Here is a 16,520-nt window from a genome sequence, read left to right on the forward strand (position 1 = left end):
AACCACCCCCGCCCCCCAATACAAACCAAAAACCAGGGAGGAGGGTGCTTGTCAAGGCATCTTTCCCGCCTTGACAAGCACCCTCCGCCCGTAGTCACACTCAAGCTTCGGGGTGCCCCCGCTCCCCTAGGAGCGTTCAGCCACTCTTCCGCCGAAACGTCCGCTTGTTAGCCGCAGGCCCATGCGCATGCTGCCCCTGCTGCCCCGCGTTCTCATGCGCGGCGCCTTCCCGCGACTTGGCCTGCTTCCGCTCCAGAGCCTCGCGGAACTTCCGCTTGACGTCGCCCTCCCCGTCGCTGGGTGCCGGTTGCGCTTCACTCATGGCTGACCTCCGAAGGTGACGACGTGATACCCCGCCAGCCTGGCGCCCTCAGCCCGCCTTGGCGAGCCATTTCAGAGCGATGCCACCCGGCGGTGGTCCGGTTCGGCCGCCTGCCGCGGAGCCGGGACGACCACTTCCGCGTAGGCCGGGCGAACCCGCTGAACCATCCGCCATCCGGCGCCGAGCACGAGCCCGAACACCCCCGCACCAGCCAAGACCACCGCGACCCAGCCGGTCGTCGCGTCGAAAAGCAAGTCCCCGGCGCGGCCGTAGACGAAGCCGGAAAGCACCGCCCAGCCCACCGCCGCCACCCCGGCCGCGGCGAGCGGGGTCGTGATGACTGCCACTGCGCAGACCGCGAGCGCCACGGCCACCACGGCGTAACCCGGATGCGTCGTGGCCCCGGCGAGGTCCGCCGCGATCGCGGCCGTCGCCACCGCCACGCAACCGAGCGGGAAACCGAATCCACCAGCCAGCCGTCCTTCAGTACGCATGCCCCATGGCACCTCGCGCGGGCGCGTAAGAGAGGGCGCGCGGACAAGTTCCGTACGCCCCGGCGCTCGTTTTTGACGGCTTCTTGACCCCTCAGGCGCGAGCGGTCGCGCGCACGATCGCGGCCACGATCTCGGGCCACAGCGGTTCCGGCAGGTCGTGGCCCATGCCGGGGACGATGACCAGTTCCGCGTCCGGGATCGCCGCCGCGGTGGCTTTCCCGCCGCTGACGTCGATCATCACGTCGGAGTCGCCGTGCAGCACGACGGTCGGCACGCGCACGTCGTGCAGCCGTTCAGTACGGTCGCCCGACGCGACGACGGCGGCGGCCTGCCGCTGCATCCCGACCGGGTTGCGGCCCCGGTCGTAGCTCCGGGTCGCCTTGCGCCGCAGGTATTCCTCGGTGGCCGGGTAGCCCGGCGATCCCGTCACGCGGTAGTTCGCGATGCTCTGTTCGATCTGCTCCTCGCGCGTTTCCGCCGCCGGCTTGGTGAGCGTCGCGAGCGCGGCGGGGGAGACCTGGCCGACCGACGGGTCGCCGGTCGTCGACATGATCGACGTCAGGCTCAGCAGCCGGTCCGGATGATCGATCGCGATCTGCTGCGCGATCATCCCGCCCATCGACGCGCCGACCACGTGCGCTTTCGCGAACCCGAGCGCGTCGAACAGCCCGACGGTGTCGTCGGCGAGATCCGAGAGCAGGTACGGCGCCGGGGCCGTGCCCGCGGCGATCCCGGCGAGGTCCGGCGTGCCGAGTCCGGGGAACCAGGTGGACAGGCCGGCGTCGCGATTGTCGAAGCGCACGACGTGGAAACCGCGGCTCGCGAGCAGTTCGCAGAACCCCTCCTCCCAGGTGATCATCTGGGCGCCGAGGCCCATCACCAGCACGACCGGCGGGGCGGCCGGATCGCCGAACGTGTCGTACTCGAGTTCTAGGCCGTTGGCCTGTGCGCGTGGCATGCCCCGATCATGCCGCAGTGCGGAACCGCGTGTGGCCGTGCCGGCCGGTCGCCGGTTACGGTGCACGGCATGCCGACTCCGCGTGCCGGACAGCGCGCCCGGTCCCGTTCCGCCGCCGGGCTGCCCGCGGTCACCGCGAAGAAGGTGATCGACGCGGCGGTGAAGCTCACCGTCGAACGCGGGCTGGAGAACTGGACGCTGCGGCAGCTGGCCGCCGCGATCGGCGCGTACCCGGCGGTCGTCTACCACCACGTCGGGGACCGCGACGCGGTCGTGTGCGCGGTGCTCGACCGGGTCGTCGGCCAATTGCGGCTGCCGCCCGACGAACTGGAGTGGCAGGAGTGGTTCTTCGAGCTGCTCACCGGCCTGCGCGAGGTGCTGCGCAAGCATCCGGGCACGGCGCGCCGGATGGCGTCGTTCGGGCCGTCGGTGGCCGCGGCCACGCCCACGGTCGACCGCGGCGTGCGGATCCTGCTGGACGCCGGCTTCGGCGACGAGAGCTCGCTCGCCTACACGATGCTCACCGTCACCGCGTGCCAGTACGTCGCGCTGGAGGACGACCGGGACCGCTGCCTCGGGCTGCGCCTGGACAACACCGAGGAGTACGCCTCCTACCGCGACCGCGAGGACCTGCCCGGGATGGCCGCGCACGGCCGCGCGATGCGGGAGCTGCTCGCCGACCCCGAAGCGGCGGCCGGTTACCATCCGCGACTGTTCGACTTCGCGATCCGCAGCTGCCTCGACGGCCTCGCCTGCCGATTGGCCCGGTCGCGCGGCTGAAATTCGCGAAATTGCGCGGTTCGGGCGTCCGCGCTGGGCCGTCCGCGTGGTCGTGGTGAAAAGTCGGGCCGTCCCCGCGCCGACCGTCACCGATTCGACGCCTTCCCGGCGTAGCGTGGACAGCTACCGGGGGCCTTGCCTCCGGAAGGGGCCCCCGGCACTTTCCTCCCCCCTCGTGGTGCCGGGGGCTCTCCTTCCGGCCCGTCAGTGCTGGGGCGGATGCTGGATCGCTGGGAACACCTGGTCCACCACGGTCACGAGCGACCTGGTCAGCAGCGTGTGCACCTGCCGCCGGTCGAGCGAGCGGTGCACGAGCCATTCCCGGCCCGCCGCCTTCACCATGCCGGCGAACGCGCGCACCGCGGCGTTCAGCTCCTCGCCGTGCTCGCTGTCGCGGGACAGCCCCACCGCCTCCAGGACGCGGTCGGCCGACGCGCGGTCGGCCTCGGCGACGATCCGGTCCACCTCCGGATCGCGGCCGATGCCCTCCGGCGCGATCGCGGCGAGCCACAGCTTCTCCTGCCCGCGCACCATGTCGAGCAGCCAGTCGATGGCGGCGTCCGCGCGTACCTCCAGCGGGCCTTCCGGCAGAATCTGCACCGCAATCCGCGGCACGGTAAGCGCACGCCGAACTATTTCGAGGTACAACTCCCTTTTGGTTCCGAAATAATGATTGATCAGTCCGCGGGCCACGCCAGCCTCGGCCGCGATGTCCGAAGTGGACACTTCCGAATACGGTCGTTCGCCGAACAGCCGCGCCGCGCAGGCGTAGATCTGCTCTTTGCGTTCGTCCGGTTCGAGTCGCCGCCACTTCGGCGCCGGATCGGTGCTCATGGCATCAGTTTGGCATGATCGGTTCAGAAAGGCGGAATAGCCGGGCGGAATGTCGCCGCGGAAACACGTTCGGCTGCTACCGCGCGGTATGTCTTGACGGCTCCGGTCAGTCCGGAAGTTCGATCGGCGCGAGGTCCGCGAACCGGTCGCCCGGACCGGGATTCGCCGGATCGCTCGCGCCGCCGAAGTGCCGCTGCACGCCCCAGACCGCGTTGAGCGCGGTCTGCACCGCGCCCTCGGCCCAGCCCGCCGTCCACGAGATGTCGTCGCCGGCAAGGAATAAACCGCGGTAGCGCTCGGGAAGTGAATCCTGCACGAAATGCGTGAAAAGCCGGTGCTGGTAGCGGTAATGCCCGGGCAGGTTCGCCTTGAACGCGCCCATGAAATGCGGTTCGTCTTCCCAGGACACGGTCACCGGGTCGCCCACGATGTGCCGCCGCACGTCGACGCCGGGGTATATCTCGCGCAGCGACTGCAGCATCACCTCGACGCGGTCGGAAACGGAAAGCGGCAGCCATTTCAGCGAATCGTCGGCCCACGTGTAGGACAGGCAGATCACCGCGGGCCGGTCCGGGTCGTCGCCGAGGAGGTAGGTGCCGCGCGGCATCCGGTCGGTCAGCGTCATGCTCATCGTGTCGCGGCCGGTGACCGGGTCCTTGTCGAGCCAGAACGGCCGGTCGACCGGGACGAACACCTTGGAGGACGCCATGTAGTGCGTGCGTTCGATGGCGGTCCAGTGGTCGATCGGGAACAGCGCCTCGTCGCATTCGATCTTCGACAGCAGCATCCAGCTCTGCGCGGTGAACACCGCGGCGCCGAAGGTGCGGATATGCCCGGAGGCGTCGGTGACGGTGATGTTGTTCGGCGCGGTGCGGTGCAGCCGCGTCACGCCCGGCCGCGGCTGGCCGTTTTCGTGCAGGGCGGCCAGATTCGTGCCGGACGGCCAGTGCGCGAGCTTCTCCGGGACGCGCTCCCACAGCCGCTTCGGCAGCTGCCCGCTGCCGCCCACGATGCTGCGGTGCTCGTCGTCCGCGCCGGTGTAAACGACCCGGAGGATTTCGAGAATCGAGTTCGGGAAGTCGGTGTCCCAGCCGCCGGTGCCGAATCCGACCTGGCCGAAGATCTCGCGATGCCGAAAAGAGGAAAAGGCCGGGGAATCGCACAGGAACCCGTAGAAAGTCTGGTTGTCGAGCCGGGGGACCAGTTCGTTCCAGATCTTTTTCACGGTCGCCACGTCGCGATTGCGGATCGCGGTTTGCATCTCGGCGAATGACGCGTGCTCGTCGAGGGTGCGCTGCCACGCCCGCGCCACTTCGCCGTACACCTCGGGCAGATCTTCGGGCGTGCGCGCGTAATGGCTGCGGCCCTTGAGATCGACCACCGTGCTCGGGGTCGCGGGCGAAAGCGGGTTCGGAAATGGCGTGGTTTCCAGCCCGGTTTTGTCGATGTAGTGAAACAGCGACGTCGAGGAGGGCGGAAATCGCATCGCGCCCATTTCGGCGACCACGTCGTCGGGCAGGCCGGGGAAGCGGTGCGTGCGCAGCCGTCCGCCGATGCCGTCGATCTCGTACACGACCGGCCGCAGCCCGAGCTTCATCAGCTCGTAGGCGGTCACGATTCCGGAGAGGCCGCCGCCGATCACCGCGACCTCGGTGCCGTGCACCTGCTCCGGCACGCTGCCGAGCCCGGCCGGATGCGCGAGGTAATCGTCGTAGGGGAACGGGAAGTCGGGGCCGAACATCGTGATCGGCCGTCCGGCGGGTTCCTCGGCGTGGATCGCGGCGGGAACAGCGGAGGTCATGCCTAGGGTCCTTCGGTGAGTGAGCGGTACAGCGACGGCCGTCGGTCGGCCAGGTACGGGGTTTCGGCTCGGGCTTGGGCGAGCACAGCGGGGTCGAGTTCGGCGAACAACAGCTCTTCGTCCGGCCCGGCCTTCGCGACGATTTCGTCCGGCGACGCGACTGTCGAGCGTCCGCAGTAGGTCAGCTCGCCTTCGGTGTCGCAGCGGTTCGCATAGACGACGTACAGCTGGTTTTCGTGCGCGCGAACCGGAATGAGCAAGTCGGCGATGCGCTCGTACGGCCGCATCAACGCCGTGGGGACGAGCAGCAGTTCCGTGCCCGCGAGCGCGTGCGCGCGAACCAGCTCGGGGAACTCGACGTCGTAACAGATCAGCAGGCCGGTGCGGAGCCCGTTGAAGCCGGCCTGCACCACTGGGTCGTCGCCGGGGGAGAACTGGTCGCGGTCGAGGTCGCCGAACAGGTGGGTCTTGCGGTAGTTCGCGAGCCGTTCCCCTTGCGCGGACAGCAGTTGCGCCGAGTTGTACACCGCGTCGCCGTCGCGTTCGGGATAGCCGTAAACCACCCCGATCCGGTGCTTGGCGGCGAGGGCGCCAAGCTCGGCCGCCCACGGCCCGTCCGCCGGTTCCGCCCGCTCGGCAACGGCTTTCGCGCCGATGTTGTACCCAGTCGTCCCCATCTCGGCGGTCACGATCAGCTCTGCCCCGCGTTCCGCCGCGGCGGCCATCGCTTCGGGCAGCCGGCCGAACGGTCCTTGGTGGACGGCGATGATCATCGGACCTCCGCGAGCCGCGAGCGGCGCATGCTGTAGCCGAAGTAGATGACGAGGCCGAGCAGCATCCACGCGCCGAACACGATCCAGGTCGCCCCGTCGAGGCTGAACATCATGTAGGCGCAGCACGCGACCCCGAGGACCGGCGTGACCGGCGAAAACGGCACGCGGAACGCGCGTTCGGCGTCGGGACGGCGTTTGCGGAGGATCAGCACGGCGACGTTGACCAGCCCGAACGCGAACAGCGTCCCGATGCTGGTGGCGTCGGCGAGCTTGCCGAGCGGGATGAAGGCGGCGAGCACCGCGACGAACCCCGACACCACGAGCGTGTTGGTGCGCGGCACGCCGGTTTTCGGATGCACGGTGGACAGCGCCTTCGGCACGAGCCCGTCGCGGGACATGGCGAACAGGATCCGCGTCTGTCCGTAAAGGACGGTCAGCACGACGCTGGAAATCGCCACGATCGCGCCGATCGCGAGCAGGATCGCCCACAGCGGGTTGCTGGAGATGGTGGTCAGCACGTGCGACAGCGCGGCCTGCTTGTCGCCGAATTCCTGCCAGGGCAGCGCACCGATCGCCGCGACCGCGACCAAGCAGTAGAGCACGGTGACGATCGCGAGCGACAAGAGAATCGCGCGCGGCAAATCACGCTGCGGATTGCGCGCTTCTTCGCCCGCGGTGGAAGCGGCGTCGAAGCCGATGTAGGAGAAGAACAACTTCGCCCCGCCCGCGCTCATCCCGGCGAGCCCGAGCGGCAGGAACGGCGTGAAGTTCTGCGCCCGGACCGCGGTGAAGGCGATGGCGCAGAACAGAATCAGCGTGCCGATCTTCACCACGACCATGATCGCGTTGGCCCGCGCGCTCTCCTTCGCACCGGACAGCAGCAGCACCATCGCCAGCAGCACCACGACAATCGCCGGGATGTTGACCAGCCCGCCGTCGCCCGGAGGCCCGCTGAGCGCCTCCGGCAACGCGACGCCGAACGCCAGGTGCAGCAGCTCATTGACGTACTGCCCCCACCCGACCGCGACCGACGCGACCGAGACGCCGTACTCCAGCACCAGGCACCAGCCGCACACCCAGGCAACGAGCTCGCCGAGGGTCGCGTACGCGTAGGAGTAAGAGGACCCGGAGAGCGGGATCATGCCCGCCAGCTCGGCGTAGGAAAGCGCGGAGAACAACGCCGTGATCCCGGCCAGCACGAACGACACCACGACCGCGGGCCCGGCCACCGGAACCGCCTCGCCGAGCACCACGAAGATCCCGCTGCCCAGGGTCGCCCCGATGCTGAGCATGGTCAGCTGGCTCAGCCCGAGCGACCGCTTCAAGGGCCCGTGATCCGCCTCGGCCACCAGATCGGTGACCGGTTTGCGGCGCAGCGTCGCCGTGGCGAGCCTCCCGCGCACAGGACTGGAGGGAGTGGGGCTCACCGGGCGGCTCCTAGCGATGGATTGTGACGGCACTGTCGACTTCGAGCCACGGTATCGATCGAAAATTGCCCCGAGAACCGAGATCTGTTGTGAGTTGCGGGCGGTGGTGGGTGATTCATTGCGCTCTCGGAGTCGGGTTCGGGGTCGGGTCTGGCGAGGCTTGCTGACTGGGTGGGGTGGGCTTTCGGGCCGTTGTTGACTCTAAGTGATCGGTGACGGGGGCTCGCGGCGGTGGGCTTTCGCGCAGGTCGGAGGCTGGGCAGGGGCGGCGTGCGCGGCTGGGCGGGGAGGGCGGATGCTGCGGGTGCTGGGCGGGGTGGAGTCGCGGGTTCCGTGCGTGCAGCGTGGAGGCCCGGGCAGGGTGCTGGTCACGGTGCATAACTGCCGGTGGGGCGGAGCCTCGAATTCCCTGTGTGCGGCGTGGAGGCGGGGGGCAGGGTGCTGGGCACGGTGGATGAGCGACGCGGGGCGGAGAGGTTCGGCGCCGGGGGCGCTGCGGGTTCCGGCTGCCGGAGTGCAGGCGGTGGGAGCACCGGGCGCATGGCTAGGGATGCCAGTGGCGGAAGTGCATTGGGGCGGTGCTAGTTGTCGCCTCTGCGGGTTCGGCAGACGGGGACGCTGGGGGAGCGGCTCGGCGACGCGGTTCCGGCCGGGAGGGACCGGTTCCGTAGGCGGAGCTGTTTGTGGCGGTGGGTTGGGAGGGCCGCGCGGTCATTCGCGGCCGCGGCGGCGGGCCGTAGTTCTGAGCCCGGCCTGGCTTCGGACCTGCTGTCCGCGCTCGCGGAGGACGGCGGGAAGGCCAGCGCGGGCGGCGTCGCCGTCTGCGGCGTCTGGATCGGCGGGGCTGCGTGCCGCGCAGGTCGGTCGACGAGGTTGTTCGGCGGTGGTTGGTTCGGGCGCGGGCGGCGTCGCCATCTGCGGCGTCTGGACCGGCGCGGTTGTGTGCCGCCCAGGTCGGTCCTCGAGGTTGTTCGGCGGCGGTGGTTTAGGCGCGGGCGGCGTCGCCATTTGGGGCGTCTGGATCGGCGGGGCTGCGTGCCGCGCAGGTCGGTCCTCGAGGTTGTTCGGTGGCGGTGGTTCGGGCGCGGGCGGCGTCGCCATTTGCGGTGTCTGGATCGGTGGGGCTGCATACTGCACAGGTCGGTTCACGAGGTTGTTCGGCGGTGGTCGTTTGGGCGCGGGCGGCGTCGCCATTTGCGGTGTCTGGACCGGCGCGGCTGCGTGCCGCACAGGTTGGTCGAACAGGTTGCTCGGCGGTGGGTTCGGGCGCGGGTGGAGGGCTGCACTGCGAGAGAGCCGAAGCCGAGCAGGCAGGTTCCGGCCGCATGCCGCGCGGGTCAGCGAGTCGGCCGCGAAAGCACTGCCGGACTCCAAGCCCGGAAGCGGGTGCAGCAAGGTGAACGTCGGCGGCGGAAGCTTTGCCTGGCTCAGGTCAGGAAGCGGGTGCTTCCGGAAGCAGCAAGGTGAACGTCGGCGGCTCGGGGCGCGACAGGCGCAACCGGCCGCCCTCGGCTTCGGCCAGGCTTCTGGCCAGGCGGAGGCCGATGCCGTGGCCGCCGGGGGCGTGGTCGGAGAACGGGTCTCGTTCGCCCAGGTCCGGGCCTTCGTCGAGGACGTCCACGGCGAGGGCGCCGCCCGCGTCGCGGGCTCGGACGGTGATGGTTCCTTCGCCGTGGTTCACGGCGTTGTCCAGCAGGACGGCGAGCACTTGCCGGACCGCGGCGGCCGATGCGCGCACGGGCGGAGGGTCGGCGATTTCCAGGCGAAGCTCGCGGTGATCGGGCAGCGGGACGTCGTTCAGTTCCGCCAGGAGGGCGGGCAGATCCAGTTCGTCGCGCGGGGCGCGGCGTTCCCGGGACAGCGCGAGCAGGTCTTCGACGGTCCTTTCCAGCCGGTCGGCGGCGGTGATTCCGGCGCGGACGGCCGCGTAGGGGTCGCGGCCGGGGGTTTCCAGGGCGGATTCCAGTTGCAGGCGCAGGCCGGCCAGCGGGGTGCGGAGCTGGTGCGAGGCCTCGGCGGAGAAGGCGCGTTCGCGTTCCAGGGTTTCGCCGATGCGGGCCGCAGTGACGTCCAGTGCGGAGCCGACCCGGTCGATTTCCGGGATCGCCGAGCGCCGGGACCGGGCGGAGAAGTCGCCTTCGCCGAGCCGGGCCGCGGCGCAGGCCAGGTCCTCCAGCGGGCGGGTCAGCCGGGCGGCGATCCGCCGGGCCACCAGCCAGCTCGCGAGCACCGCGCCGATCGCGCACCCGGCCATGACCAGCCAGGTGATGCCGACGTCGCGGGTCAGCGCGGACCGGGGGAGCGCCGCGCGCACGATGCCGGTGAGGTGCGCCCCGGTCAGCACCGGCACGGCCAGCACGTCCTCGTCGCCGACCTTCTGGTTCAGCATGTCGCTGCGAGACACGGCGACCCCGCGCACGACGTCGTCCGCGGTGGGCGGCCCCTCCCCGGCGAGGAGGCGGCCCGCCGGGTCGTAGACGGCGACCTCGGCGCCGTCCTCGTTGTCCGGGACCTGGAAGGGCTGGCCGGCGGCGAGCGCGTCGGACACTCCGACCGCCGCGCCGTCGGCGGCCCGTTCCAGCGCGGCAGTGGTGTGCGTGCGGAAGTACCACAGCGCCCCGACGGCGAGCGGCAGCCCGAACAGGCTCGTGGCCAGGACCGCCGCGAGGACGGTGAGCGTCACGATCCGGCGGCGCACCCCGTTCAGTTCCCTTCTAACCGGTATCCGTGCCCGCGCAAGGTGGCGATCCTCGGCACTTCGTACGGCGACTCGGCGGCCGAGGCGAGCTTGCGGCGCAGCGCGGCGATGTGCACGTCGAGCGTCTTGGTGGAGCCGTGCCAGTGCGAATCCCACACGTCGGACATGAGCGTGTCCCGGCTCACCGCCTGCCCCGGCTGGACGGCCAGCCGGGCGAGCAGGTCGAACTCGCGCGCCCGCAGCACGACCTCCCGGCCGCCCAGGGTGACCCGCCTGCTCGCGATGTCGACCTCCAGCGCGCCGATCCGCACGACCGGCGTCGACGGCGCGGCGGGCGCGCCCCGGCGGAGGTGCGCGCGCACCCTGGCGAGCAGTTCGGCCAGCCGGATGGGCTTGGTGAGGTAGTCGTCGGCCCCGGCTTCCAGCCCGACCACGACGTCCATCTCGTCCGCCCGCGCGGTGAGGATGACCAGCACCGCCCCCGGCAGGGCCGAGCGCAGCCGCCGGCACACCTCGACGCCGTCGATGTCCGGGAGGCCCAGGTCCAGCAGGACGAGATCGGCCGCGGTCTCGCGCAGCGCGCTCCGGCCGTCCCGGCACCAGCGCACTGTGTGGCCGTGCCCGCGCAGCGCGGACTCGAGGACGCTGCCGATCGCCGCGTCGTCCTCCACCACCAGTACCGTCGCCATGAGGGAAGCCTAACCGGCGCGGCCCGGCCCCGTCCCCGCGTCCACAGTGGACCCCCAGCGGGAAGCGGCCGAGGTCGGGCATAGTGGCTGCATGCTCGGTCTGTACCCGGAACTCGATCCGTACGACCACGGGATGCTGCCGGTCGGCGACGGCAACACGCTCTATTGGGAGGAATGCGGCAATCCCGAAGGCAAGCCGGTCGCGTTCCTGCACGGCGGGCCCGGGGGCGGCGCGTCCCCCCGGCACCGGCGCCTGTTCGACCCGGAGCGCTACCGGATCGTGCTGTTCGACCAGCGCGGCTGCGGCCGGAGCACGCCGCACTGCAGCGAGCCGGACGTGGACCTGTCGGTGAACACGACCTGGCATCTGGTGTCCGACATGGAGCAGCTGCGCGAGAACCGCGGCATCGACCGCTGGCAGCTGTTCGGCGGCTCCTGGGGCAGCGTGCTCGCTCTCGCCTACGCCGAGACCCATCCGGAGCGGGTGACCGAGCTGATCCTGCGCGGCGTCGCGACGCTGCGCGTCAAGGAAGTGCAGTGGCTCTTCGGCGGCGGCGCGGCGTGCATGTTCCCGGAGGCGTGGTCGCGGTTCCTCGCGCCGGTGCCGTACGCGCGCCGGGGCGGCGACCTGCTGGAGGTGTACCACGAACTGCTGAATCACCCGGACCCGAACGTGCACGGGCCCGCCGCGCTCGCCTGGAGCCGGTGGGAGGGCGAGACGGTCAAGTTCACCCCGCAGGAAGAGGTGGTGGCCGCGTTCGCCGAGCCGGAGTTCGCGCTCGCGATCGCGCGGATCGAGAACCACTACTTCCGGCACGGCGGCTGGCTCGCCCCGGACCAGCTGATCCGGGGGGCCGGGAAGCTGTCGGGCATCCCGTGCGTTCTGGTGCAGGGCCGCTACGACGTGGTCACTCCCGCCACCACCGCCTGGGAACTCGCGCAGGTGCTGCCGGGCGCCGAGCTGAAGATGATCGGCGACGCCGGGCACGCCTTCGACGAACCGGGCACGCTGCACGAGCTGATCAGCGCGACCGACCGGTTCGCGGCAGGGTGGGAGGGCAGGTCCGGGCTGTCGAGCGCGGAAGTCGAACGAAAGGAAATCCGCATGCTGTTCGGTGACGAGCACGTTCGCCGCTACGAGGAGACCGACGGGGAGGTCGGGCACGACTGGCAGGAGGGCGTGCCGACGCTGGTGCTCACCACGAAGGGCCGCAAGACCGGGCAGGACCGCAAGTTCGCCCTGATCTACCAGGAGGACAACGGCAACCCGGTGATCGTCGCCTCCAAGGGCGGCGCGCCGAACCACCCCGGCTGGTACTTGAACCTGCAGGAGAACCCCGAGGTCCGCGTGCAGGTGCGGGCGGACAAGTTCACCGCGCGCGCCCGGACCGCGACCGGCGAGGAACGCGCCCGGCTGTGGGACAAGCTCGCCGCGGTGTGGCCCGACTACAACGACTACCAGAAGAAGACCGACCGCGAGATCCCCGTGGTGGTGCTCGAGCGGGTGTGATCCCCGCCGCGTCCCGGGGCCGCGCAGCGCCGATCCGGAGCGTCTTCCGCTACGAATGACGCTCATGGCGCTGCGCACCCGGCCCCGGGACCACTGGACCCCGCTCGAAGGGGAGCTGCTCGGCTTCCGCGGCATGCGGAGGTACGGCAGGAGCTTCGCCCGGTCCGGCCGGGGCGCCTGGTACCACTTCGCGATCGAGGTGGTGTGGCAGCTGCTCGCCCTGACGAGCCGGTTCCGCGTGCGCGGCGCGCGGAACATCCCGGCTTCGGGCGGGGTCGTGGTGGCCTCCAACCACCTGTCGAACGCCGACCCGACGACGCTCACCGCGTTCTGCCTCGGTTCCGGCCGGGTGCCGCGGTACCTGGCCAAGGCCAGCCTGTGGAACGCGCCGGTGATCAAGTCGGTGATGCGGTCGGGCAAGCACATCCCGGTCCACCGCGGCGCGCCGACCGCCGCGGGCGCGTACCGCGACGCCGTCGCCGCGGTGCGGGCGGGCGAATGCGTGGCGATCTTCCCGGAGGCCGGGCTCTCCGCCGACCCGGACGGCTGGCCGGGGAAGGGCAAAACCGGCGCGGCGCGGATCGCGCTGGAAACCGGCGTGCCGGTGATCCCGGTGGCGAACTGGGGCACCCACCAACTGCTGCCCGCCGGGTCCTTCTTCCCGCGCGTCCTGCCTCGGCGGGAGATCGAGTTCGTCGCCGGGGAGCCGGTGGAGCTCGGCGATCTGCGCGGGCGCGAGCTGACCAGGGACGTGCTGGAGGAGGCGACGGCGCGGATCATGGCCGCCGTGACAGAACTGCTGGCCGGGATCCGCGGAGAGCGCCCGCCGCGCTGACTCGTGACCACTGTGGACAATCCGGCGGCCTCCGAAACGGCCTCGCCGTGCAGCAGGCTAGGTCCCGTTCCGGCGAGTTCCGCCGGGATCAGCCGTCCGGGAATCGGCCGGGCTGCCCAGGGCGGGCAGCAGGCGGCCGGAAAGCGGGCGCCGTCACGCCGCCCCGCGCGGGCGCGGGAGGTAGTTTCAACGGTATGAGCGCAGACTATGACGTGGTGGTCCTCGGGGCCGGAGTCGGTGGGTACGTCGCGGCGATCCGGGCTTCGCAGCTGGGCCTGAGCGTGGCGGTCGTGGAAGAGAAGTACTGGGGCGGGGTGTGCCTCAACGTCGGCTGCATCCCTTCGAAGGCGCTGCTGCGCAACGCCGAGCTGGCGCACACGGTGAAGGAGGAGGCCAAGACCTACGGCATCTCCTCCGACGGGGAGATCCGGTTCGACTACGCCGCGGCGTACGAGCGCAGCCGCAAGGTCGCGGACGGGCGCGTCAAGGGCGTGCACTTCCTGATGAAGAAGAACAAGATCACCGAGTACAACGGGCGCGGGACCTTCGTGGACGCCAACACCCTCGAGGTGAACGGCGAGCGGATCACCTTCACCTACGGCATCATCGCCACCGGTGCGACGGCCCGGCTGCTGCCGGGCACGCAGCGCAGCGAGCGCGTGGTCACCTATGAGAAGCAGATCCTCGAAAGCGGGCTGCCGGGCAGCATCGTGATCGCCGGGGCCGGCGCGATCGGCGTGGAGTTCGCGTACGTGCTGCGCAACTACGGCGTGGACGTGACGATCGTCGAGTTTCTCGACCGGATGGTCCCGCTCGAGGACGCCGAGGTGTCGGCCGAGCTGGCGAAGCGCTACCGCAAGCTGGGGATTAAGGTGCTGCTGGGCACCAAGGTCGAAGCGATCGACGATTCGGGAGCCAAGGTGCTGGTGACCGTGTCGAAGAACGGCGAGCAGCAGGTGCTCGAGGCCGACAAGGTGTTGCAGGCCATCGGGTTCCGGCCGAACGTCGAGGGCTACGGCCTGGAGAACACCGGCGTCGAGCTGACCGAGCGCGGCGCGATCGCGATCGACGGCCGCGGCCGGACGAACGTGCCGCACCTGTTCGCGATCGGCGACGTGACGGCGAAGCTGATGCTGGCGCACGCGTCGGAGTCGATGGGCATCGTGGCGGCGGAGACGATCGCCGGCGCGGAGACCATGGAACTGGACTTCGTGATGATCCCGCGCGCGACCTACTGCCAGCCGCAGATCGCGAGCTTCGGCTGGACCGAGGAACAGGCGCGCGAAAAGGGCTTTGACGTTCAGGTGTCGAAGTTCCCGTTCACGGCCAACGGCAAGGCGCACGGCCTCGGTGACGCGGCGGGCTTCGTGAAGGTGCTGAGCGACGCGAAGTACGGCGAACTGCTCGGCGCGCACCTTATCGGCCCGGACGTCACGGAGCTGCTGCCGGAGCTGACGCTGGCGCAGCAGTGGGACCTTACGGTGCACGAGATTTCGCGCAACGTGCACGCGCACCCGACACTGGGCGAGGCGGTCAAGGAAGCGGTGCACGGACTGGCCGGTCATATGATCAACTTCTGATTCTTCGACGGTCGCCCTGGTCCGCAGTGGTTTCGCGGACCAGGGCGCTGTTGTTTTCGGGCAGGTTTTCGCGCACGGGCAAGGAGAACGCCAATTCCGGCCGGGACCACGAGATCCTCGGCGGTTTCGGCGGGACAGTTCCGACCTGGCGCGCACCCATGCGTTCGTAGAACTTCACCGCGGGCGGATGCGACACCACGCGTACCTCGCTCAGCCCGCTTTCCCTCGCCACCGCAAGGATTTCTCGCACCAGCCGCGCGCCCAGCCCGGTTCCCTGCGCGTCGTCGGCGACGAACAGCAAGTCCAGTTCGGCACCGGTGAGCGCGGCGAACCCGGCCGGTCCGGCAGGCCCGCGGGCGACCAGAACCTGGTGCTGCAGAAGGTAATCCGCGGTAACGGCGTATCCCTCCAGTATCGAGGCGTACCGGCCTTGGTAGGCCGATGACGCGTGCATGAGGTCGGTGAGCACGGCGGCGTCGGCAGCGGTCGCGCGGTCGATCTTGAACATGCCAGCCACGGTAACCGGCACCACCGACAAAAACTGATCACCGGGCGCGACGAGCGGGCAACGCCGCGGCACTGAGTAGACAGAGCACGGCGCCGATCCCCAGGGAGAAGCGCACGCCGAGCACGCCGGCCGCGACCCCGCCGAGGGTGATGAAAATGGGTTTGGCGGTACGGGTTCCGGTCGACCAGGCGGTCAGAGTCCGGGTGAGGACACGGTCGTCGATCAGTGACAGCCGGTGGGCCGAATAGGTCGGGTTGAAGATGCCCGCCACCAGCAGCAGCCCGAAATTCGCGGCGATCAGCAAGACGACACCGCCGGAGCCGGGAATCGCGAACGGCAGCGCGAGCAGCCAAGGGGTACGCGCGAAACTGGTCCAGAGCAACACTTTCCGCGCGCCGTATCGAGTGCTGAGCGCTGGCGCGAGACGAGCGCCGAGGAGTCCGCCGAGGCAGGGGACGCCGAGCACGAGTCCGTATTCCCACGGCGCGAAGCCGAGATCCCGCAGCATCAGCACGGTTTGCAGCGGGGTGACCCAAAGGACCGCGCCGCTGAACAACACCGAGTTGAAAAACAACGGCCGCAGTTCGGTACTGCGCAGCAGAAAACGCCATCCGTCGGTGAATCCTCGGCGCGCGGGCCCGGAAGCGACCGCAGGCAGTGGTTCCGGTGTGCGCAAACGGCGGATTCCGAACGCGGACAGCAGGAACGAGAAAGCGTCGACGAGCATCGTCGCGGTCGCGCCCAGCGCGCTGATCAAAACTCCGCCCAGCGGCGGTCCGGCCGACCAGCAAACCCAATCGGTGCTTTCGAAACGGCTCAAGGCGACGGCCCGCTCGTCCGGCGCGACAAGGGCTTTCAGGTGCGCGCCGCTGGCCGCGGAGAAGATGACGGCGGCGGTGGCGACGACGATGTCGACGGCGTAGAGCTGCGGCATGGTCAGCACGTGCAGTGCCGCGGCCAACGGCACGCTTGCCAGCGCGGCGCAACGGATCAGGTCGCCGGTGATCATCGCGGGGCGTTTCCGGGCGAACTCGACGCGCGGGCCGAGTGGGAAGGCGAGGATGGCGCTGGCAGCGGCCGAGATCGCGGTGATCAGGGAGACCTGCCACGCGGGGGCGTCGAGCACGAGCACCGCGACGAGCCCGAGCGCGCCCGCGCCGACCGTGCTGCCTGCCGTGCTGATCGCGTACGCGGCCCACAGCCGCGCGAAGTCCCTCCCCAGGTTCGCCACGAGAGCAGAGTGCCAGCTCCGCTTCGGGCCGGGAACCCCGGCGAAGTCTCACCAGGTGGACCGTCCGGATAGATACCACT

Annotated in this window: 15 protein-coding genes and 1 pseudogene; 5 read left to right on the forward strand and 11 right to left on the reverse strand. The window is 70.3% G+C overall.

Annotated features, from left to right (window positions below; all coding sequences use genetic code 11):
- Positions 1 to 136: 136 nt before the first annotated feature.
- From ACZ63D_RS42725 to ACZ63D_RS42735, 3 genes are all read right to left on the reverse strand, one after another.
- Positions 137 to 322, reverse strand: a complete 186-nt coding sequence (locus ACZ63D_RS42725; RefSeq protein ID WP_344287092.1) for a DUF5302 domain-containing protein — start codon at positions 320 to 322, stop codon at positions 137 to 139.
- Positions 323 to 393: 71 nt separating this feature from the next.
- On the reverse strand, positions 394 to 816 hold the full coding sequence (locus tag ACZ63D_RS42730; RefSeq protein ID WP_465360037.1) for a hypothetical protein: 423 nt from the start codon (positions 814 to 816) through the stop codon (positions 394 to 396).
- Between the two features lie 91 nt (positions 817 to 907).
- Positions 908 to 1,774, reverse strand: coding sequence for an alpha/beta fold hydrolase (locus ACZ63D_RS42735; protein WP_465360038.1), 867 nt, complete (start codon positions 1,772 to 1,774; stop codon positions 908 to 910).
- 69 nt (positions 1,775 to 1,843) lie between these two features.
- Here ACZ63D_RS42735 and ACZ63D_RS42740 point away from each other — a divergent pair, with 69 nt between their 5' ends.
- Positions 1,844 to 2,554: a TetR/AcrR family transcriptional regulator gene (locus ACZ63D_RS42740; protein WP_465360039.1), complete on the forward strand. Its 711-nt coding sequence runs from the start codon at positions 1,844 to 1,846 to the stop codon at positions 2,552 to 2,554.
- A gap of 204 nt (positions 2,555 to 2,758) precedes the next feature.
- Here the strand turns inward: ACZ63D_RS42740 and ACZ63D_RS42745 are convergent, their stop codons facing one another.
- The 6 genes from ACZ63D_RS42745 to ACZ63D_RS42770 all read right to left on the reverse strand — a co-directional run bounded on the left by ACZ63D_RS42745 (position 2,759) and on the right by ACZ63D_RS42770 (position 10,776).
- Positions 2,759 to 3,388 carry a TetR/AcrR family transcriptional regulator gene (locus ACZ63D_RS42745; RefSeq protein ID WP_465360040.1) on the reverse strand — a complete coding sequence of 210 codons (630 nt, stop codon included), beginning with the start codon at positions 3,386 to 3,388 and terminating at the stop codon, positions 2,759 to 2,761.
- Positions 3,389 to 3,494: 106 nt separating this feature from the next.
- A complete protein-coding gene (locus tag ACZ63D_RS42750; RefSeq protein ID WP_465360041.1) occupies positions 3,495 to 5,189 on the reverse strand; it encodes a flavin monoamine oxidase family protein in 1,695 nt (564 codons plus the stop codon).
- Positions 5,190 to 5,191: 2 nt separating this feature from the next.
- Entirely contained in the window at positions 5,192 to 5,962 is a 771-nt protein-coding gene (locus ACZ63D_RS42755; protein WP_465360042.1) for a carbon-nitrogen hydrolase family protein, read from the reverse strand.
- On the reverse strand, positions 5,959 to 7,389 hold the full coding sequence (locus tag ACZ63D_RS42760) for an amino acid permease (RefSeq protein WP_465360043.1): 1,431 nt from the start codon (positions 7,387 to 7,389) through the stop codon (positions 5,959 to 5,961). The genes ACZ63D_RS42755 and ACZ63D_RS42760 overlap by 4 nt, the downstream gene beginning before the upstream one ends.
- A gap of 1,432 nt (positions 7,390 to 8,821) precedes the next feature.
- Positions 8,822 to 10,087, reverse strand: coding sequence for a sensor histidine kinase (locus tag ACZ63D_RS42765; protein WP_465360044.1), 1,266 nt, complete (start codon positions 10,085 to 10,087; stop codon positions 8,822 to 8,824).
- A gap of 5 nt (positions 10,088 to 10,092) precedes the next feature.
- Positions 10,093 to 10,776, reverse strand: a complete 684-nt coding sequence (locus tag ACZ63D_RS42770) for a response regulator transcription factor (protein ID WP_465360045.1) — start codon at positions 10,774 to 10,776, stop codon at positions 10,093 to 10,095.
- Positions 10,777 to 10,867: 91 nt separating this feature from the next.
- Between ACZ63D_RS42770 and pip the strand changes: the two are divergent.
- From pip to lpdA, 4 genes and pseudogenes are all read left to right on the forward strand, one after another.
- Positions 10,868 to 11,806: pseudogene (gene pip, locus ACZ63D_RS42775) on the forward strand (prolyl aminopeptidase); the annotation flags it as partial.
- A gap of 75 nt (positions 11,807 to 11,881) precedes the next feature.
- The gene (locus ACZ63D_RS42780; RefSeq protein ID WP_465360067.1) at positions 11,882 to 12,286 is read left to right on the forward strand and encodes a nitroreductase family deazaflavin-dependent oxidoreductase; all 405 of its coding nucleotides are present in this window, start codon (positions 11,882 to 11,884) and stop codon (positions 12,284 to 12,286) included.
- 55 nt (positions 12,287 to 12,341) lie between these two features.
- A complete protein-coding gene (locus ACZ63D_RS42785; protein WP_465360046.1) occupies positions 12,342 to 13,121 on the forward strand; it encodes a lysophospholipid acyltransferase family protein in 780 nt (259 codons plus the stop codon).
- Between the two features lie 194 nt (positions 13,122 to 13,315).
- Positions 13,316 to 14,701, forward strand: coding sequence for a dihydrolipoyl dehydrogenase (lpdA, locus tag ACZ63D_RS42790; RefSeq protein ID WP_465360047.1), 1,386 nt, complete (start codon positions 13,316 to 13,318; stop codon positions 14,699 to 14,701).
- Here lpdA and ACZ63D_RS42795 read toward each other — a convergent pair.
- The gene (locus tag ACZ63D_RS42795; RefSeq protein ID WP_465360048.1) at positions 14,691 to 15,209 is read right to left on the reverse strand and encodes a GNAT family N-acetyltransferase; all 519 of its coding nucleotides are present in this window, start codon (positions 15,207 to 15,209) and stop codon (positions 14,691 to 14,693) included. The two genes, lpdA and ACZ63D_RS42795, sit on opposite strands and share 11 nt — an antisense overlap.
- Positions 15,210 to 15,246: 37 nt before the next feature.
- Positions 15,247 to 16,440: an MFS transporter gene (locus ACZ63D_RS42800; protein WP_465360049.1), complete on the reverse strand. Its 1,194-nt coding sequence runs from the start codon at positions 16,438 to 16,440 to the stop codon at positions 15,247 to 15,249.
- Positions 16,441 to 16,520: the final 80 nt, after the last annotated feature.

The organism is Amycolatopsis sp. NPDC104775, assembly GCF_055583325.1.